Source organism: Streptomyces sp. PA03-5A (genome assembly GCF_033792725.1).
Taxonomy (GTDB): Bacteria; Actinomycetota; Actinomycetes; order Streptomycetales; family Streptomycetaceae; genus Actinacidiphila.
In genome coordinates, this window is sequence record NZ_JARAVL010000015.1 from 188,675 (window position 1) to 207,811 (window position 19,137).

The following is a 19,137-nucleotide window of genomic DNA, read 5'->3' on the forward strand; positions in this document are numbered from 1 at the left end:
TCCCCGGGCGGCCCCGCCCGTCCGGGTAGGGTCGGGACGGTGGCACCGGAACCGGAGGGGCTCTTCCCGCTCGACGACGTCCTGCCCCCGCGGCACACGGCGGCGGGCGGCGCGTCCTTCCGCGACTCCCCCGCCGCCGCACGTCTGCTGGACGTCCGCACCGTCTACGCGGAGCCGGAGGCGGCCGCGTCCCCGCGGGGGCGGGAGATCCTCGCCCGCTTCCCGGACGCCGTCGTCGTCGAGGTGCCGTCGCACTGGCGGATCCCGGGCCTGCACGGCAACGAGGGCAACGCCGCGCGCTGGGTGCGGGTGAAGACGCGGACCGTGGTCCTCGGGGTGAAGAAGACGCTCACCGTCCGCCCCAACGGCCGCTCGGCCGACTGGATCGCGCCCGGCGCCTCCAACGGCTGTGCCATGGCCTGCGCCTACTGCTACGTCCCGCGCCGCAAGGGCTACGCCAACCCGGTCACCACCTTCACCAACATCGACCGCGTCATCGGCCGCATCGCGCGGCACGTCGCGGAGCAGGGCCGCAAGCCCGCGCCGAACCAGTGCGACCCGCGGGCGTGGGTGTACGACGTCGGCGAGAACGGCGACTGCTCGGTGGACGCCCTGATCAGCGACAACACCGCCGACCTCGTAGCGGCCTTCCGGCGGTGGCCCACGGCGAAGGCCTCCTTCGCGACCAAGTTCGTCAACCCCGACCTGCTGCGGCTCGACCCCCGGGGACGCACGAGGATCCGCTTCTCGCTGATGCCGCCCGAGGACTCCCGGCTGCTGGACATCCGCACCAGCCCGGTGGCCGAACGGATCGCCGCCGCGGGCGACTTCCTGGAGGCCGGGTACGAGGTGCACCTCAACCTGTCGCCGGTCGTCGTGCGTCCCGGCTGGCAGACCGCGTGGGCGGAGCTGTTCCGGCACCTGGACGACGTCCTTCCGGCGGCGGTGAAGGCCCAGGCCGCGGCCGAGGTGATCATGCTCACCCACAACGCCGGGCTGCACGAGGTCAACCTGGGCTGGCACCCCCGGGCCGAGGAACTGCTGTGGCGCCCCGCGCTGCAGGAGCCGAAGCACTCGCAGAACGGGGACCTGAACGTGCGCTACCGCGCCGCGGAGAAGGCCGCGTCCGTACGCCGGCTGCTGGCGCTCGCCGCGGAGCACGCGCCGTGGCTCCGCATCCGCTACGCCTTCTGAGGCTTCCTCCGGAAGTTCTGCGGGAGTTCCCGTCCACGACGTGACACAAGCCACGTACGAAACCGTTTCGTTTCGATGAGCTCCAACCCTATGCTCAGACGAGTACGAAACCGTTTCGTTTAGGAGGGAGAGGGCCATGCCGGCACCGGTCACCGCCCGCCGTGGCAGCCGCCTCACCCCGGAACGCGAGGCCGCGGTCTACACGAGCACCCTCGACCTGCTCCGCGAGGTCGGCTACGAGGCCCTGACCATGGACGCCGTCGCCGCTCGCTGCCACTGCAGCAAGGCCACCCTGTACCGCCAGTGGGGCGGCAAGGCCGAGTTGGTCGCCATGGCACTGCGGCACGAGAAGCCCGTCAGCGCCGGGGACCTCGACACCGGGAGCCTCCGCCGCGACCTGCGCGCCCTGCTGACCCTCGAGGACGACCGGCGGCTGGAGCGCGACTGCGCGCTCATGCGCGGTCTGGCCATGGCCCTGCACGCCCATCCCGACCTGCTGCACGCCCTGCGCGAGGTCATGGTCCAGCCGGAGCGCTCGGGCCTGGACACCCTGGTGCGGCGCGCCGTCGACCGCGGGGAGATCAGCGCGGACAACCCGGCGATCCCCTACCTCGTGCAGATGCTGCTGGGCGCCTTCGCCACCCGGCACGTGCTCGAGGGCGTCCCGCCCACCCAGAGGTACCTGCTGGCCTTCCTCGACGCGGTGATCCTGCCCGCGCTCGGCGTCCGCCCCGGACCCGTCCCCGCGCCCGCTCCCTGACGGCACCCCTCCTCCACCGACCCACGAACCCGACAGGGAGTACGCCCCCGTGGCCACATTCCTCCACCGGACCGGCCGGTTCGCCTTCCGGCGACGGCACTTCGTCGTCCTGATCTGGGTGGCGCTGCTCGCCCTCGCCGGTGTCGGCGCCGCCAACGCGCCCGCCGCGGGCAGCTCCTCCTTCTCCGTGCCCGGCACCGAGTCCCAGAAGGCCTTCGACCTGCTCGACCAGCGCTTCCCCGGCACCGGCTCCGACGGCGCGACCGCCCGCGTGGTCTTCAAGGCCCCCGTCGGCGGGAAGATGACGCAGAGCGCCAACAAGAAGGCCGTCCGGCAGGTCGTGGACGAGCTGCGGCAGGGCGCCGAGGTCGCCTCCGTCGACGACCCGTACACGGCCGGGGCCGTGAGCGAGGACCGGACCGTCGCCTACGTCCGCGTGGCGTACGAGGTCCCCGGCATGGAGCTGCGGGACTCCTCCCGCGAGGAACTGGAGACCGCCGCCGCGCACGCCCGCGACAAGGGGCTGACGGTGGAGATCGGCGGTGACGCGCTCCAGACGAGCCCGGAGACCGGGTCCACCGAGGTGATCGGCATCGCCGTCGCCGCCGTCGTCCTGGTGATCACCTTCGGTTCGCTGGTCTCCGCCGGGCTGCCCCTGGTCACGGCGCTGATCGGCGTCGGGATCGGCGTCAGCTCCATCACCGCGCTCGCCAGCGCCCTCGACCTGGGGTCCACCACCTCGATCCTGGCGATGATGATCGGCCTGGCCGTGGGCATCGACTACGCCCTGTTCATCGTGTCCCGCTTCCGTGCCGAGCTCGCCGAGGGGCGGCAGGGCGAGGAGGCGGCCGGCCGCGCCGTGGGCACCGCGGGGTCCGCCGTGGTCTTCGCCGGGCTGACCGTCGTGATCGCGCTGGTGGGGCTGTCGGTCGTCAACATCCCGATGCTGACGAAGATGGGCGTGGCCGCCGCCGGCACGGTCGTCATCGCCGTCCTCATCGCCCTCACCCTGGTGCCCGCCCTCATCGGCTTCGCCGGCCGACGCGTCCGGCCGGCGGACGCCGGAGGCCTGTTCCGCCGCCGCGACGGGAACGCGCACCACGCCCACCGCAGGGCCCGCACGGAACGGCCCAACATGGGCACCCGCTGGGCCCGGTTCGTCATCCGGCGGCCCGTCGCCGTCCTGCTCGTCTGCGTCGCGGCGCTCGGCGCGGTGGCCGTGCCCGCCGCGTCGATCGAACTCGGCCTCGGCGACGACGGCTCCCAGCCCGTCTCGACGACCCAGCGCCGGGCGTACGACCTGCTGTCGGAGGGCTTCGGCCCCGGTTTCAACGGGCCGCTCGTCGTGGTCGCCGACGTCAAGGGCGCCGTCGACCCCCGGGGTGCGGTCCGGGAGGCCACCGCGGACATCAAGGGCCTCGACGACGTGGCGGCCGTGACCCCGGCGACGTTCAACAAGGCCGGGGACACCGCGATCATCAACGTGGTGCCCGCGTCCAAGCCGAGCAGCGCCGAGACCGAGGACCTGGTCAAGGCGATCCGTACCACGGGGGACGGGATCACCGAGCGCACCGGTGCCAAGGTCTCCGTCACCGGCACCACGGCGCTGAACATCGACACCTCGCAGAAGCTCACCGACGCGCTGCTGCCCTACCTGGCGCTCGTCGTCGGCCTCGCCTTCGTGCTGCTGATCGTCGTGTTCCGCTCGGTGCTCGTGCCGCTGAAGGCCGCCCTCGGCTTCCTGCTCTCGGTCGCCGCCGCCCTCGGCGCGGTCGTCGCGGTCTTCCAGTGGGGCTGGCTCGCCTCTCTCCTGGGCGTCGAGCAGACCGGCCCGATCATGTCGATGATGCCGATCTTCCTGGTGGGGGTGGTCTTCGGCCTCGCCATGGACTACGAGGTCTTCCTGGTCACCCGCATCCGCGAGGCCCACGTCCACGGCGAGCGGCCCGGTCAGGCCATCGTCACCGGGTTCCGGCACGGTGCCCGGGTGGTCACCGCCGCCGCGATCATCATGATCGCCGTCTTCGCCGGGTTCATCGGCTCCGGCGAGGCGATGATCAAATCGATCGGGTTCGGTCTGGCGACCGCCGTCTTCTTCGACGCGTTCGTCGTCCGGATGGCCATCGTCCCCGCGGTGCTCGCGCTGCTGGGCCGCCGGGCCTGGTGGCTCCCGTCCTGGCTGGACCGGATCCTGCCGAACGTCGACGTCGAGGGCGAGGGGCTGCGCCCCGTGCCCGCCGCGGACGCGGCGGAACCGTCCGGTGCGGCGGGGGAACCTGAACCGGCCCGCGCCTGACCCGACGCCCCGACCCCGCGCCCTCCCGGCGCGTTCCCCCGGCCCCGCCGCGCCCCCGCGGCGGGGCCGGGGGCCTGGTGGGTAGCGTGGGACGCGGGCCCTGCGACCGCCGTAGGGCCGTGAAGGGACGGCGCACGGTGCAGCAGGAATCGGCGGACTTCCCCGCCCTGTCCGCGCCCGGTGCGGGGGACCTGGCCGCGCTCGACGAACGGCTGACCGGCTGCCGGGCCTGCCCGCGGCTGGTCGCCTGGCGCGAGGAGACCGCCCGGGTCCGGCGCCGCGCCTACGCCGGATGGGAGTACTGGGCCCGTCCCGTGCCGGGCTTCGGCCCGCCGGACGCCGCGCTGGCCCTGGTCGGTCTGGCCCCCGCCGCGCACGGCGGCAACCGCACCGGCCGGATGTTCACCGGCGACCGCTCGGGCGACGTGCTGTTCGAGGCGCTGCACGCCGTCGGCCTGGCCTCCCAGCCCACCTCCACGGAACGCGGCGACGGCCTGGAGCTGTACGGGGTACGGGTGACCTCGCCCGTCCACTGCGCGCCGCCCGCCAACAAGCCCACCACGCAGGAGCGGCTGACCTGCCGCCCGTGGCTGGTGCGCGAACTGGAACTGCTGCGGCCCACGCTGCGCGCGATCGTCGTCCTCGGCGCGTTCGGCTGGCAGGCGCTGCTGCCCGTGCTCGGCGGCGCCGGGTACCGGCTGCCGCGGCCGCTCCCCCGGTTCGGGCACGGCGCGCACGTGGAACTGGCGGCCCCCGCGGAAGGGGAGCCGCCGCTGCACCTGTTCGGCTGCTACCACGTCAGCCAGCAGAACACCTTCACCGGGCGGCTCACCCCCGCCATGCTGCGCGAGGTCCTCGCGACGGCCGCCGCGCGTGCCGGGCTGCCCGTGACCCGCTGAGACTCAGCCCGCGGCCGCAACGATCGCGCCGGCGACCACGGGCAACGAGTCCGGGTGGTCCGTCAGGAACAGGTTGGGCTCGATGAGCTCCAGCTCCATCACGCACGGGGCGCCGTCCTCGCCGTCGACGAGGTCCACCCGGGCGTAGAGCAGCTCCGGCGTACCCGGTACGGCGGCCAGCGCCCGCTCCGCGGCGGCCAGTTCCGCCTCGGTCGGGGTCCAGGGACGCACCCCGGGGTGGGCGACCTTGCGCTGGTCGTAGCGCGTGTCCGGGGACAGCACGGCGTTCTTGGCGATGGCGTGCAGGAACCGGCCGCCGAGGAAGACCAGGGCGCGCTCGCCGGTGGTGTCGATCCGCGGCATGTAGGGCTGGACCATCGCGGTGAGGCCCTCCTCGTGCATCCGCGCCACGTGCGCCCGCGCCTCCTCGTGCTGCCCGGGGCGGTAGCGCGCGGCGTAGCGGGCGCCCGCGCCCGCGGCGGGCTTGACCACGAAATCCCGGTCGCCGGGCAGCCCGCCGGTGCCGCCGCCCGGCGGGAGGTAGCGGGTGGCGACCGCGGGCACGCCGAGTGAGGCCAGCTCGCCGAGGTAGCGCTTGTCGGAGTTCCAGCGCACGACCGCGGGCGGGTTGAACAGGGTGGTGGCGGCGCCGCAGCGGTCGGCCCAGGCCAGGAACTCCTCGGTGCGCACCGTGTAGTCCCAGGTCGACCGTATGACCACCAGGTCGAACCCGGCCCAGTCGACGTCCGGGTCGTCCCAGTGCACGATCACGGCCTCGGCGCCCGCCGCCGCGACGGCGTCCCGCAGCAGGGGCAGGTCGCGGTCGACGGCGCCCGCCGGAAGGTGCGCGGTGGTCACCAGGGCGATCCTCGGCTGCGGCACGGGGGCTCCTCGGGGTCGGGCGGAGATCTTGCCGTCCCGCAGGCTACCCGGGAGGAATCGCCGGTGGTCACGGGGCCTGCGGGCACGCCCGCAGCGGCCGTGCACAATGGCGGCATGCCCAAGTCCCGCCCCGGCCGCCGTTCCGCCCCGCGCCCCCACTCCCGTCCCGTGCCGCACTCCCCCGGAACGCCCTGCCCCTGCGGGCTGCCCGCCACGTACGGCGACTGCTGCGGCCGCTACCACTCCGGCCACGCCGCCGCCCCCACCGCCGAGGCCCTGATGCGCTCCCGCTACAGCGCCTACGCGGTGCACGACGCGGCGTACGTACTGCGCACCTGGCACCCGGAGACCCGGCCCGCGGACCTGGACCTCGACCACCATCTGCGCTGGGAGCGGCTGGAGATCCTCGCCACGACCGACGGCAGCGCCTTCCACAGCGAGGGCACCGTCGCCTTCCGCGCGCACTACAGCCTGCGTGGCGAGCACGACGCGATGCAGGAGAACAGCCGCTTCGTCCGCCATGACGGCGCCTGGGTCTACGTGGCGCCCCTGCCCTGAGCGCATCGCGGCGGGAACGCACCGCCCGGGGAACCCTCGGTACCGAAGACCCCGGGGCCTGACCAGACCCGTCCGCAGGCCCGAACCGTGGTACGCGCACGCGCCGTCACCGCGGAGCCCGCGCCGACCGCCGGGGCTCATCGCCCGGGAGCCCCGGCGGCGTCCCCATCGCCTGCTTCCGCTCGGCGGTACCCGGCGCCGAGGCCGCCCGCGCCGTCCCGTCGGCCGGCACGCTTGCCGGTACGCGATCGCACAAGCCGATGGGGCAAGCAGGCGGTCGACGTGCGGCATCACCGTCTCCGCCGCACCTCGCCGTGCCGGAACCCGTCCGTGCGGCGGACCGCGACGCCGCGGAGGTTCACCGCTCCGGCGACACACCACCGTCACCGGTCCCGGGCACCCCTCGGCGTCGCTCCGGGGCACTCACCCCGCCGACCACGCCCGGCACCTGAGCCCGATCCTGCAGCACCGACCCGCACGCGGGCTGCGGGACGGCATCCGTACCTCGCAGACCAGGCGCCCCACCGGCCCTCCGAAAGCCGCGGGGTCACCGCTCCGGGGAGCCCCCGGCATCCAGGCCGCGCGGCCGCACCAAGCCCGTCTCGTAGGCCAGCACCACCGCTTGGGCCCGGTCGCGCAGCGCGAGCTTCGCGAAGATGCGGGCGACGTGCGACTTCACCGTCGCCTCGCTCAGCGTCAGTTCCGCGGCCAGTTCGAGGTTGGACAGGCCGCGGCCCAGCAGCGTGAGGACCTCCAGCTCACGAGGGGTCAGGGCGGCGAGGTCGGCGTGGACCGAAGGCCCGTCCTGCGCGGCCGCGGACCCGGAGGCGAAGCGTTCCACCAGCCTCCGAGTGATCGACGGCGCCAACAGGGCGTCCCCCGTGCCGACCAGCCGTACGGCCGCCGCCAGGTGCTCCGGCGTGACGTCCTTGAGCAGGAAGCCGCTCGCCCCCAACGACAGCGCCGTGTAGACGTAGCGGTCCAGGTCGAAGGTGGTCAGGATGAGCACCCGGCACTGCGGGGTCCGCTCCAGGATGCGGCGCGTGGCCTCCAGGCCGTCCATGGCCGGCATGCGGATGTCCATCAGCACGACGTCCGGCCGCAGCCGGTGTGCCTCGGCGACCGCCTCCGCGCCGTCCGCGGCCTCGCCGACCACCGTGATGCCGCGCGCGGTGAGGATGAGCCGGAAGCCCGTCCTGATGAGGGTCTGGTCGTCGGCGATGAGCACGCGGGGGGCCGCCCCGTCCGCGGCCGCCGTCACGGCCGGTCCAGCGGGATGCGCGCCCTGACCCGGTAACCGCCGCCGAGGCGGCGCCGGGCGTCCAGGTCTCCGCCGTACACCGCGACCCGTTCGCGCAGGCCCAGCAGACCGCGTCCGGTGCCCGCACGGCGGCGCGCCACGGCGCGGGCCGCCACGGACTGCGCGGACTGCGTGCTCCCGGCTCCGTCCAGCACGCTGGGGCCGGTGTTGAGCACCTCGACGCGCAGCGCGCGCTCCGCGTACCGCACCGTCACCTCCGCCTTCCCGCCGTCGCCGTGCCGGAGCGCGTTGGTCAGCGCCTCCTGGACGATGCGGTACGCCGTCACGTCGATGCCCTGCGGCAGGGGGCGTGGTTCGCCGGATACGCGCACCTCGACGGGCAGCCCGGCGAAGGAGACCCGGTCGACGAGCGCCCCCAGCCGGTCCAGGCCGGGCTGCGGGGCCAGCGCCTCGACGCCCTCGTCGCCGGGCCCACCCGGAGCAGGCTCCCCGCCCCCGGTGTCCTCGCCGTCCACGCCGTCCGGGGACGGCGCCAGCAGTCCCAGCAGGTGCCGGAGGTCGGTCATGGCGCCGCGCCCCGCGTCCTCGACCGCCCGGAGCGCCGCCGCGGCCTCGTCCGGCATCGTGCCCATCACCTCACGCGCCGCGCCGGCCTGGACCACCATGAGGCTGACGTTGTGACTGACGATGTCGTGCAACTCCCGCGCGATCCGGTCCCGTTCGGCCGCCACCGCGGCGCGCGCCGCGCTCTCCCGCTCCCGCTCGACCAGCCAGCCGCGTTCCCCCACGGCCGCCTGCCAGCGGCGCCGCGTGCGCACCAGGGCCACCGCCAGGCACACGGCGGCGAAGCACGCCACCCCCAGCGCCACGACCAGCACGTCCGGCTCCCCCTCTCGCCACGGGATCACCTTCGCAGACGACCACCCCGGACGCATCAGCCCCTGGATGCAGGGTTCCTGCATCCCCAGGATGAGATCCCCGGCAATGTGCCATCCGGGGAGGGATGTCCGGGCCGCGCCTCGCCCCTAGCGTCCTGTTCATGGTCACTGAGGACAGCAGCGGGAAGACCGTCGTACGGCTCGACGGCGTACGCAAGGAATACGGCGAGACGACCGCCCTGAACGGCGTCACGCTGGAGATCCGCGCCGGGGAGGCGGTCGCGGTGATGGGCCCCTCCGGGTGCGGCAAGTCCACCCTGCTCAACATGATCGCCGGCCTGGACCGGCCCACGTCCGGCACGGTGCTGGTGCACGGCGAGGACGTGGGGCGGTTGAGCGAGCGGGGCCTCGCCCTGTACCGGCGGCGGCGCATCGGCATGATCTTCCAGTTCTTCAACCTCGTCGACGACCTGTCCGCGCTGGACAACGTCGCGCTCGCCGCCCAGTTGACCGGCACCCCCGCCCGGCCGGCCCGGCGCCGCGCCCTGGAACTCTTCGAGGAACTCGGCATCGCGGACCGCGCGAACGCCTATCCGGCCGTGCTGAGCGGCGGCGAACGGCAACGCGTCGCCGTGGCACGCGCCTTGATGAACCGGCCCGCCCTGCTGCTCGCCGACGAGCCGACCGGCGCCCTGGACAGCCGCGCGGGCGAGCAGGTGATGGACCTGCTCCTCGACCTCAACCAGATCGGGCAGACGCTCGTCCTGGTCACGCACGACGAGCACCTCGCGCGCCGCTGCGCCAGCCGCCTGGTCACCCTCGCCGACGGCCGGGTGACCGGGCAGCACACCCTGGAGCCGTCCGCATGAGGGCGGTGTGGCGGGCCGCGCGGGCGGCCGTACGGCGGCGCAGGCTCCAGACCCTCGTCATCGCGCTGGTCACCCTGACCTCGACGGGGGCGATCGTCGTCGCGCTCGGACTGGTCGACGCGGCCTCCGCGCCCTTCGACAAGGCCTTCGGCAAGCAGCACGGACCCCATGTCGTCGCCGCGTTCGACCGGTCCAGGACCTCGGACGCCCAACTGGCCCAGGCGGTGGGGGAACCCGGCGTCGAGGCCGTCGGCGGACCCTTCCCGCAGGCCACGGTCGAGCTGCCGCGGGACACCGCCACGTACGGGGTCTTCGGCGAGGTCACCGTCGTCGGCCGGGCGGAGCCGGGCGGGGCGGTGGACCGGCTGGACCTCTGGGCGGGCCGCTGGGCGACGGCGCCCGGCGAGGTGGTCCTCAACCGTCAGCCGGACTGGACCGCCGACGACCTGGGCAAACGCATCCGGGTCCCCTCCGGTCCCACGCTCACCATCGTGGGCTTCGCCTTCGACCTGAGCCGCACCGCCGACGCCTGGGTGGCGCCCGCCCAGATCGACGCGCTGCACCCGGCCACCACGCAGCTGCTCCTGCGCTTCTCCGACGCCTCGTCGGACGCCCGGCTCCGCGAGCAGCTCGGGACGGTGACCGCACGGCTCCCGCAGGGCGCGCTCGCCGGTTCCGAGTCGTACCTCACGCTCAAGCACCGGATCGGCGGGGCGGCGCGGGCGTACGCGCCGTACCTGATGGCCTTCGGCATCCTCGGCATCGTGGTGTCCGTGCTGATCGTCGCCAACGTGGTGAGCGGCGCCGTCATCTCCGGCTTCCGGCACATCGGCATCCTCAAGGCCCTGGGGTTCACACCGGGACAAGTGCTCGCCGTGTACCTGGTGATGGTGACCGCGCCCGCGGTCCTGGGCTGCGCCGTCGGTGTGGTCGCCGGGAACCTGCTGGCGGGGCCCTTCTTCGAGTTCACTTTCACCGGACCCGACGCGGGCGTGTTCCACGACAGCGTCGGCATCGCGCCGTGGGTGAACGTGCTCGCCCTGCTCGGCATGCCGGCCGTCTGCGTCCTCGCCGCGCTGGCCCCCTCGCTGCGCGCGCACCGGCTCTCCGCGGCGCGGGCGATCAGCGCGGGCACCGCCCCGCGGACGGGGCGCGCCCTGGGCGTCCAGCGACACCTGGCCGGCAGCCGGCTGCCGCGTTCGGTGAGCCTGGGCATAGGGCTGCCGTTCGCCCGGCCCGGCCGCAGCGCCCTCACGGTGGCCGCGGTGGTCCTGGGCGTGACCACGGTGACGTTCGCGTCCGGCCTGGCCACGACGATGACCCGGTTCGGCACCGCGGGCCGGGACGCGTACCAGGTCACCGTGTACGCGAGCAACGTGCGGCACGGCGAGGTCGTCGACCCGGAACACTCGGACCCCGAACTCACCTCCCTGCTCGGCTCGTTGCCCGGAGCCGCCGGGATCACCGCCCGGGGGGACGTGGACGTGACGGTAGCCGGTTCCACGCGCGAGGCCATGCTCGAGGGCCGCCGCGGCGACGGGCCCGAACTGGGCAGCGTGCTCACCGAGGGCCGCTGGATGCGGCGGGCCGGAGAAGTCGTCGCGGGGACGGCCTGGCTCCGGCAGTCCGGCCTGCGCGTCGGCGACGCCGTGCGGCTGCGGAAGGGCGACCGGAGCGAGGAGGTGACGGTCGTCGGCGCGTTCATGGAGAGCGACGGCCAACTGCTCGTCGCCGACTGGCCGACGTTCACGGCGCTCGCCCCCGGGGAAAAGCCCATCGCCTACCACGTCAAGCTCCGCGACGGCACCGACCCGGCCGCCTACGCCCGCGCGGCCGCGGCCGCCGACCCGGGCGTCAGCCCGACCGTAACGGGCCCGAACGCCATCACCCAGACCGTCGTCGGCTCCGCCTCGGTGCTCACCGCGATGCTGGCCGTCGTCGCGTCGCTCGGCGTCTTCAACACGGTCGTCCTCAACACCCGCGACCGGCGCCGAGACCTGGGCATGCTCAAGTCCATCGGGATGACCCCGCGGCAGGTCACGGTGATGATGACGACCTCGATGGCCGTCCTCGGCGCCCTCGGCTCCGCACTCGGCGTCCCGCTGGGCATCTGGGGCTACCGGCAGGTCATCCCGCGCATGGTGGACGCGGTCGACCTGACCCTCCCCCCGTACATGACGGACGTCTGGCACCCCCCGGCCCTGACCGCCCTCGCCCTGACGGGCATCGCCATCGCGGTCCTCGGCGCCTACCTCCCCGCCCGCCGCGCGGCCCGCCTGACCATCGCGCAGGTCCTCCACAACGAGTGACGGCTCGGCCGGAGCCGCCCGTGCGCGCCACGCCCACCCGTCGGCCGCACAAGGCGCCCCGGCGACGGCGGTTCCTGACGCCGCCCCGGAACGAGAGCCCAGGGACCGGGCGTTGGCGGCTCCGAGGCATACCCCGGGCCGAGGCCGTGGCCCGTCCGGCGATGCCGGCCGCCGGTACCGTGCGGGGTCGCGCCGGCAACCGGCTGGGCGAGGCGTACGGCCTGCACGGCCTGCACGGCCTGGGCCTGGTGGCCCGCGAGGAGGGGGGCACGGCGACCGCGCCGGCCTGCCACCGTACGGCCTTGCGCCTGTTCGAGGAGCCGGGCAACGCACCGGGGACCGCCTACACCCGCGGGGACCTCGGTGGCCTGCTCGTCCTGCTGGGCGATCCCGCCGGGGCGGTCCGGGAGTTCGAGGCCGCCCTCACGGTGCTGAGCGGTCTGCGCCATCCCGTGGCGGAGGGGCCGTGCCGGCTGCACCTGGCCGAGGCGCTGGCCCTCGCCGGTGACCCCGTGGGCGCCGCCCGGGAGCAGTGTTGCGGCGAGGCGCTGCCGGCCGGAACGGACGGCTGGCCGCAGCTCGACGAGGCACGCGCGCGCCTCACCGCCCTCGGCCTGCCGGCCACCGCCACGGGCTGACCGCCCATCGTCCCGTCTCAGCGCGTGCCGCGCAGCCGCTCCATGTCCCGCCGGTCCCGCTTGGTCGGCCGGCCCGTGCCGCGGTCGCGGAGGACGGGGGCCGGCACCTGCTCGGGGGTGGGCGGCGGAGGGCTGTTGTCGACGAAGCACTCCGCCGCGACGGCCGCGCCGACCCGCTTCCGCACCAGGCGAGTGACGACGACGATCCGCTCGTGCCCCGCACCGCGCAGCCGCACCTCGTCACCGGGGCGGACCGCGTGCGCGGGCTTGACGCGCTCGCCGTTGACCCGCACGTGCCCGGCACGGCACGCGGTGGCGGCCATGGAGCGCGTCTTGGTGAGCCGGACGGACCAGATCCAGGCGTCGACCCGCACGGGGCCTTCGTCGTCAGCCATGTCACGACCCTAGCGCGCCCGGTTCCCGGAACGCGGCGTCCGGTATGCGCTCTTGACGGAAGGCCCCGCGACCCACAGGATGCGCCCAGGCATGCACACGTCAAGCACGCCTCCGTAACGCCCGCACAGTCCCGCGCAACTCCATCCCCCACACACCGGAGTGACCTGTGCCCGCATTCAAGATCGTCGCGGCCGGGGCCGCCACCGCGCTCGCCGCGGCCCTGCTCACCGCCTCCGCGACACCCGCGTCCGCGACACCCGCCTCCGCACGGCCCGCCGCACTCGCGGCAGCCCCCGACATCCCGGTGGCGAACGTCAAGGCGCACCTGAGCCAGCTGCAGTCGATCGCCACCGCCAACGGCGGCAACCGTGCCCACGGCAGAGCCGGGTACCGGGCCTCGATCGACTACGTGAAGGCCAAGCTGGACGCCGCCGGCTACACCACCACGCTCCAGCAGTTCACCTCCAGCGGCGCCACCGGCTGGAACCTGGTCGCCGACTGGCCCGGCGGCGACACCAACCACGTGATCATGGCGGGGGCGCACCTCGACTCGGTCACCGCGGGACCCGGCATCAACGACAACGGCTCCGGCTCCGCCGCCGTCCTGGAGACCGCCCTGGCCGTCGCACGCGAGAACCTGCAGCCCACGAAGCACCTGCGGTTCGGCTGGTGGGGCGCCGAGGAACTGGGCATGATCGGCTCCAAGGCGTACGTCAACGGCCTGGCCGGCACCGACCGGGCCAAGATCGACGGCTACCTGAACTTCGACATGATCGGCTCGCCCAACCCCGGCTACTTCGTCTACGACGACAACGCCGCGCTGGAGAAGGTCTTCAAGGACTTCTTCACCGCCAAGGGGCTCGCGACCGAGATCGAGACCGAGGGCGACGGCCGCTCCGACCACGCGCCCTTCAAGAGCGCGGGCATCCCGGTCGGCGGGCTGTTCTCCGGCGCCGACTACACCAAGACCTCGGCACAGGCGCAGAAGTGGGGCGGCACGGCCGGGCAGGCCTTCGACCGCTGCTACCACTCCTCCTGCGACACGGCGTCGAACATCAACGACACCGCGCTGGACAACAACAGCGACGCGATCGCCAACGCGATCTGGACCCTGGGCACCGCCACCGCTCCCCCGCCCGGCACGGTCTTCGAGAACACCGCGGACGTCAGCGTCCCCGACAACGGCGCGGCCGTGACGTCCTCGATCACCGTCAGCGGCGTCAGCGGCAACGCCCCGGCGGCCCTCGCGGTCGGCGTGGACATCCGGCACACCTGGCGCGGCGACCTCGTCGTGGACCTGGTCGCCCCGGACGGGAGCAGCTACCGGCTGAAGAACTCCAGCAGCAGCGACTCCGCTGACAACGTCATCGCCACGTACACGGTCAACGCGTCGAGCGAGGTCGCAGGCGGCACGTGGAAGCTGCGCGTGCAGGACGTGGCCTCCCAGGACACCGGCTACATCAACAGCTGGAAGCTGACCTTCTAGGCGCCCGCGACCGTGGTGGCCCCCGCCCTCGCGCGGGGGCCACCCCCGTGCGCCGCGACGGAACGTGACCCGGCCCTCGCTCTGCGCGCCGGGTGCGCAGGGCGCCCGCTGCGCGTACCCGGTCGCCGTCCTACGCTGAAGGGGGGCGCGGCTTGCGGTGCCCGACGCACCGTGCCGGGCCTCCTGCGAGAGGAGAACCGCTGATGAGCAGTCATCACACCAATTCCCACGTCGACGTCCTCCTCACCGGCTGCGAGCGGCAGGACGCCGGAGCCGTGCTCGGCGCGTTGGAGGCCGCCTTCCCGACACGTCCCGGCGAGTCGCTCACCGAGGCCGTGGAGCCCCGCCCCGGGTCCTCCCACCCGACCGTGTGGGCCGCCTCCGTCGACACCCGCAGCCACGGCCACGAACTCGGCCCCGTCCACCTCGACGGCTCCCTGACCGCGGACCTCTCCGGCGGGCCCCGTCACGTACGCGAGGTCAAGAAGGTGCTCGGCGACTCCTTCCGCCTCGAGGAGCAGGGATCGGTCTCCGGCGACCAGGAGGTCGAGCTCCGTCTCCGCCTCACGGAGCTCCCCGACGGCCGCTGAGCCGGACGGCGTCCCCGACCGGGACGGCTCGCCAGGCGAGCCGTCCCGGCTCCTGTCCGGGGGCCCATCAGGCCACGTCAGGCCGCCTCAGGCCACGAAGAGCCCAGCGCCCTCGCCCTCGGAGCCGCCTCCGTCGCGGACGGTCTGCGCGGCCGCCGCCAGGCGCTCGACGGCGTCACGCGCGACGGGCCCCCCGACGGTGAAGGGCAGCCGGACGTAGCCCTCGAAGGCGCCGTCGACGCCGAAGCGCGGACCCGAGGGGACGCGGACGCCGAGGCGCTCGCCCGCGACGGCGAGGCGTGAGCCGGAGACGTCGCCGGTCCGCACCCACATGGTCATGCCGCCGGACGGGACGGCGAACTCCCAGTCGGGCAGCCGCTCGCGCAGCGCCGCCACCAGGTCGTCGCGGTGGGCGCGGGCCCGTTCGCGACGGGCCGCGACCGCGTCGTCCCACGCCCCCGTGCGCAGGAGCCAGGCCACCGCGAGCTGGTCGACGACGGGCGAGCCGAGGTCGAGGTAGGCGCGGGCGCTGACGAGGCGGCGCACGACGTCGGGCGCGGCGCGTACCCAGCCGATGCGCAGCCCGGCCCAGATGGCCTTGCTCGCGGAGCCGACGGTGATGACGCTGCCGCCGCGGTCGAAGGCGGCCATCGGGCGCGGCGCGGAGGCCGCGGCGTCGAGCGGCAGCTCGGCCATGGTCTCGTCGGCGACGAGGACGGTCCCGGCGGCGCGGGCGGCCTCGACGAGGGCGCGGCGCTGGTCGTCGGGCACGAGGGTGCCGGTGGGGTTGTGGAAGTCGGGCATGACGTAGGCCATGCGGGGAGCCGCGTCGCGCAGGACGCGCTTCCAGGCGTCGAGGTCCCAGCCGCCGAGCCCTTCGCGCATGGCGACCGGGACGAGCCGGGCACCGTTCTCGCGCAGCAGTTCCAGGACGTTGGCGTAGCTCGGCGACTCGACGGCGACACGCTCACCGGGGGCGCCCAGCCGGCGCACGGCGGCCGCGATGGCACCCATGGCGCCGGTGGTCACCATGATCTGCTCGGGCAGGGTGGGGATGCCGCGCGCGGTGTAGCGGGCCGCGATGGCCTCGCGCAGCACGGGCAGCCCCGCGGGGAAATCGCCGTGGGTGGCCGAGTAGGACGGCAGGTCGGCCAGGGCGCCCTCGACCGCACGCGTCAGCCACGGCTCGGGTGCGGGCAGCGCCGCGCAGCCGAGGTCGATGACGGTGCCCGCGGCGTCCGGGGGCAGCGGCTCCAGACCGCGGGTCGGCAGGGCGTGGCCCTCCGGGACCGCGGTCCACGTGCCGGCGCCGCGCCGTGACCGGGCGAAGCCCTCGGCGCGCAGCGCCTCGTACGCGGCGGCGACGGTGGTACGGCTGACGGCCAGGGCGAGCGCCAGCTCGCGTTCCGCGGGGAGCCGCGCGGCCACGGGCACGCGCCCCTCCAGGACCAGGACCCGGATGCCGTCGGCGAGCCCCCGGTAGGCGGGGACACGGCGGCCGGTGGCGCGCTGCGCCGGACGGGGCTCGAGCAGACGCGCGAGATGAGTGACCCCTACCGTTGCGGTCCACTGCGACATGGTTTCCGGTCCACCTTCCGCACATTGGCCATGGATTTCTCCCAGGACCATGCCACATAGTGTCGCGCATCCACTCGTCATGGCCATAGGGGGGTCCCGTGGAGGGCCAATCCAGAACCGCACGCCGCCTGTTGCACCTGTACGCAGGACTGGCCCTCTACGGCGCGAGCGCGGCCCTGCAGGTGCGCGCCGCACTGGGTCTCGACCCATGGGACGTCCTCCACCAGGGCATCTCGCGGCACACCGGGGTCAGCATCGGCCTGGTCTCGGTGGCGGTGGGCGCGCTCGTCCTGCTGCTGTGGTGGCCGTTGCGGCAGCGGCCGGGCCTCGGCACCGTCTCCAACGTCTTCGTCGTCGGCCTGTCGATGGACGCGACCCTCGCCCTTCTGCCCCAGCCGCACGGTCTCGGCGTGCGGATCCCGCTGCTGGTGGCGGGCGTGGTGCTCAACGGCGTGGCGACCGGCCTCTACATCACCGCCCGGTACGGCCCCGGCCCCCGCGACGGCCTGATGACGGGCCTGCACCGCCGCACGGGTCGCTCGATCCGCCTGGTGCGCACCGCGATCGAGGTGACCGTGCTGGCGGTCGGCTTCGTGCTCGGCGGCAGCGTCGGGATCGGCACGGTCGTGTACGCGGTGTCGATCGGGCCGCTGGCCCAGCTCTTCCTGCGGCTCTTCGAGCTGCCGCGGTCGCGGCCGGAGGACGAATCGGTGGTCGTCGCCCGCGGGGGGCGGCCGGTGGCGGACACCCCGGAGGGGCGCGCCATACTGCCGGAGTGAGCGCCATACGCCATCCGTACCTGGACAGCCCGGCCCCGATCGCCTTCGCCCACCGCGGAGGCACGGCGGACGGCCTGGAGAACACCGCCTGGGCCTTCCGGCGGGCCGTCGACCTCGGCTACCGCTACCTGGAGACCGACGTCCACCTGACCTCGGACGGCGTGCTGGTCGCCTTCCACGACCCGTCCCTGGACCGGGTCACCGACACCGGCGGGCGGATCGCGGACCTCCCCTGGAGCCAGGTGGGCCGGGCCCGCGTGGCGGGCCGCGAGCCGGTGCCGCTGTTCGAGGAACTGCTGGAGGAGTTCCCGGACGCCCGATGGAACGTGGACACCAAGTCGGACGCCGCGGTCGAGCCCCTGGTGGAGGCGGTGCGCCGCGCGGACGCCTGGGACCGGGTGTGCGTGGGCTCGTTCTCCGAGGCCCGGCTGGTCCGGGCCCGCGCGCTGGGCGGCCCGCGGCTGGCCAGTTCGCTGGGCACCCGGGGCGTGGCGGAGCTACGGCTGCTCTCGCGCGGGGGCCGTGCCGCCCAACGGCTGCTCCTCGCCGCGGCGCGGCGGCGCGGCGCGGTGTGCGTGCAGGTCCCCGAGCAGGCGTACGGCATCCGGGTCGTCGACCCCGCGTTCCTCGCGGCGGCGCACGGACTGGACCTGCAGGTGCACGTGTGGACGATCAACGACGAGGCCCGGATGCGCGCCCTGCTGGACCTGGGCGTGGACGGGATCATGACGGACCGGCTGGAGGCCCTGCGCGCGGTGTACACCGAACGCGGGGCCTGGACCTGACGACCGGTCCCCGCCGCCCGCCCGGACCCGTCACACCTTGGCCTGCTTCGTCTTGGACATGCGGGCGAAGACCACGACGTTGCCCGAGTACCCCGAGTCCTTGCTGTAGGTGCCGCCGCAGGTGATCACGCGCAGCTCGGGGTCCTTGGTGTCCCCGTAGACGCGCTTGGCGGGGAACTCGGCCTTGGTGAACACCTCGATGCCGTAGATGGTGAAGATCGCCGTGGTGCCGTCGTCCCGCACGACGTCGATGGTCGAGCCCTTCTTCAGCGCCCCCAGGCTGTAGAAGACCGCGGGCCCGCTCTCGTTGTCGACGTGCCCCACGATGACGGAGGAGCCCCGGGCCCCCGGGCTGACCGAGTCCTTGAACCAGGCGGCCTCGCCCGCCTTCTCCAGCGGCGGGGCCGCGATCACGCCACGGCTGTCCAGCCCCACGTTCATGATCGGCGCGTCGATGCTCACGGAGCGGATGCGGATGCGTGTCGGCTGGGCCGGCGGGAGGGGCGGCGGCGCCTTGATCGCCGCCGCGTCGGACTGCGCCGCCGAGGCGGCGGACGGCTGGGGCGGGCCGTCCATCCCGGCGAAGCCCTCGAAGGTCAGCACCACGCCCGCGACGAGGACCGAGCACACGAGCACCCCGACCGCGCCGCGGCCGCGCCGCGTGAGCTTCAGCTGCCCGGGACGCCCGGTCACGGTACGCCCGGCGGTGCCACCGCGCGGAGGACCGGGACGGCGCACGAGACGACGCCGGGTCCGCGCCGGAGCCGCGCCGGCGGCCGGGCGGGCGTCCTTGGCCGCGGGCCGGGCCGCAGGCTTCCCTGCAACCGACGCCGGCGGCTTCGCGGGCTCCGGAGCCGGGTTCCTCGCGGGGCCCTTCGCCGGAGGCTGTGCCTTCGCGGTGGATGTGTCCTTCGCCCTCCGCTTCTTCGCGGGCGGCGGTCCCGCCGGCGCGGCGGGCGGGGCGGGGGGCGGGGGGGGG

Annotated in this window: 18 protein-coding genes; 12 read left to right on the forward strand and 6 right to left on the reverse strand. The window is 74.6% G+C overall.

The window, feature by feature from the left end; translation table 11 throughout:
• Positions 1-39 precede the first annotated feature (39 nt).
• The 4 genes from PV410_RS20570 (at position 40) to PV410_RS20585 (ending at position 5,149) form a co-directional block, all read left to right on the forward strand.
• Positions 40-1,194, forward strand: coding sequence for a spore photoproduct lyase family protein (locus PV410_RS20570; protein ID WP_500326496.1), 1,155 nt, complete (start codon positions 40-42; stop codon positions 1,192-1,194).
• 136 nt (positions 1,195-1,330) lie between these two features.
• The gene (locus tag PV410_RS20575) at positions 1,331-1,954 is read left to right on the forward strand and encodes a TetR/AcrR family transcriptional regulator (RefSeq protein ID WP_500326498.1); all 624 of its coding nucleotides are present in this window, start codon (positions 1,331-1,333) and stop codon (positions 1,952-1,954) included.
• A gap of 49 nt (positions 1,955-2,003) precedes the next feature.
• Positions 2,004-4,250 carry an MMPL family transporter gene (locus tag PV410_RS20580; RefSeq protein WP_500326500.1) on the forward strand — a complete coding sequence of 749 codons (2,247 nt, stop codon included), beginning with the start codon at positions 2,004-2,006 and terminating at the stop codon, positions 4,248-4,250.
• A gap of 137 nt (positions 4,251-4,387) precedes the next feature.
• Complete coding sequence (locus PV410_RS20585; protein ID WP_500326502.1) at positions 4,388-5,149, forward strand: uracil-DNA glycosylase; 762 nt, start codon at positions 4,388-4,390, stop codon at positions 5,147-5,149.
• 3 nt (positions 5,150-5,152) lie between these two features.
• Here the strand turns inward: PV410_RS20585 and PV410_RS20590 are convergent, their stop codons facing one another.
• Positions 5,153-6,031, reverse strand: a complete 879-nt coding sequence (locus tag PV410_RS20590; protein WP_500326503.1) for a DcsG N-terminal domain-containing protein — start codon at positions 6,029-6,031, stop codon at positions 5,153-5,155.
• Between the two features lie 114 nt (positions 6,032-6,145).
• Between PV410_RS20590 and PV410_RS20595 the strand changes: the two genes are divergently transcribed.
• A complete protein-coding gene (locus PV410_RS20595) occupies positions 6,146-6,589 on the forward strand; it encodes a YchJ family protein (protein ID WP_500326505.1) in 444 nt (147 codons plus the stop codon).
• Positions 6,590-7,136: 547 nt separating this feature from the next.
• On the opposite strand, the gene PV410_RS20600 is transcribed toward PV410_RS20595, so the two are convergent.
• Both PV410_RS20600 and PV410_RS20605 read right to left on the reverse strand, forming a co-directional pair.
• Positions 7,137-7,850 (reverse strand): response regulator, encoded by a 714-nt coding sequence (locus PV410_RS20600; RefSeq protein WP_500326507.1) that lies wholly within the window; start codon positions 7,848-7,850, stop codon positions 7,137-7,139.
• Positions 7,847-8,758: a sensor histidine kinase gene (locus PV410_RS20605; RefSeq protein WP_500326509.1), complete on the reverse strand. Its 912-nt coding sequence runs from the start codon at positions 8,756-8,758 to the stop codon at positions 7,847-7,849. Before PV410_RS20605 ends, PV410_RS20600 begins: the two co-directional genes overlap by 4 nt.
• Positions 8,759-8,889: 131 nt before the next feature.
• Between PV410_RS20605 and PV410_RS20610 the strand changes: the two genes are divergently transcribed.
• The 3 genes from PV410_RS20610 (at position 8,890) to PV410_RS20620 (ending at position 12,544) form a co-directional block, all read left to right on the forward strand.
• The gene (locus PV410_RS20610) at positions 8,890-9,597 is read left to right on the forward strand and encodes an ABC transporter ATP-binding protein (RefSeq protein ID WP_499515586.1); all 708 of its coding nucleotides are present in this window, start codon (positions 8,890-8,892) and stop codon (positions 9,595-9,597) included.
• Positions 9,594-11,906, forward strand: a complete 2,313-nt coding sequence (locus PV410_RS20615) for an ABC transporter permease (protein ID WP_500326511.1) — start codon at positions 9,594-9,596, stop codon at positions 11,904-11,906. Before PV410_RS20610 ends, PV410_RS20615 begins: the two co-directional genes overlap by 4 nt.
• 161 nt (positions 11,907-12,067) lie before the next feature.
• A complete protein-coding gene (locus PV410_RS20620; protein ID WP_500326513.1) occupies positions 12,068-12,544 on the forward strand; it encodes a hypothetical protein in 477 nt (158 codons plus the stop codon).
• A gap of 17 nt (positions 12,545-12,561) precedes the next feature.
• On the opposite strand, the gene PV410_RS20625 is transcribed toward PV410_RS20620, so the two are convergent.
• A complete protein-coding gene (locus PV410_RS20625; RefSeq protein ID WP_499515583.1) occupies positions 12,562-12,939 on the reverse strand; it encodes an RNA-binding S4 domain-containing protein in 378 nt (125 codons plus the stop codon).
• Between the two features lie 167 nt (positions 12,940-13,106).
• On the opposite strand from PV410_RS20625, the gene PV410_RS20630 reads away from it, so the two are divergent.
• Both PV410_RS20630 and PV410_RS20635 read left to right on the forward strand, forming a co-directional pair.
• Positions 13,107-14,426 (forward strand): M28 family metallopeptidase, encoded by a 1,320-nt coding sequence (locus tag PV410_RS20630; protein WP_500326515.1) that lies wholly within the window; start codon positions 13,107-13,109, stop codon positions 14,424-14,426.
• A 203-nt stretch (positions 14,427-14,629) separates the two neighbouring features.
• Positions 14,630-15,016 carry a hypothetical protein gene (locus PV410_RS20635; RefSeq protein WP_499515581.1) on the forward strand — a complete coding sequence of 129 codons (387 nt, stop codon included), beginning with the start codon at positions 14,630-14,632 and terminating at the stop codon, positions 15,014-15,016.
• Between the two features lie 87 nt (positions 15,017-15,103).
• Here PV410_RS20635 and yczR read toward each other — a convergent pair whose 3' ends face one another.
• Positions 15,104-16,594 (reverse strand): MocR-like transcription factor YczR, encoded by a 1,491-nt coding sequence (yczR, locus tag PV410_RS20640; RefSeq protein ID WP_500326516.1) that lies wholly within the window; start codon positions 16,592-16,594, stop codon positions 15,104-15,106.
• A 98-nt stretch (positions 16,595-16,692) separates the two neighbouring features.
• Here yczR and yczE point away from each other — a divergent pair, with 98 nt between their 5' ends.
• The gene (gene yczE, locus PV410_RS20645; RefSeq protein ID WP_500326518.1) at positions 16,693-17,373 is read left to right on the forward strand and encodes a membrane protein YczE; all 681 of its coding nucleotides are present in this window, start codon (positions 16,693-16,695) and stop codon (positions 17,371-17,373) included.
• Positions 17,370-18,158 (forward strand): glycerophosphodiester phosphodiesterase family protein, encoded by a 789-nt coding sequence (locus PV410_RS20650; RefSeq protein WP_500326520.1) that lies wholly within the window; start codon positions 17,370-17,372, stop codon positions 18,156-18,158. Before yczE ends, PV410_RS20650 begins: the two co-directional genes overlap by 4 nt.
• A 30-nt stretch (positions 18,159-18,188) precedes the next feature.
• Here PV410_RS20650 and PV410_RS20655 read toward each other — a convergent pair whose 3' ends face one another.
• Positions 18,189-18,851: a class F sortase gene (locus tag PV410_RS20655; RefSeq protein WP_500326522.1), complete on the reverse strand. Its 663-nt coding sequence runs from the start codon at positions 18,849-18,851 to the stop codon at positions 18,189-18,191.
• Between the last annotated feature and the right edge of the window lie 286 nt (positions 18,852-19,137).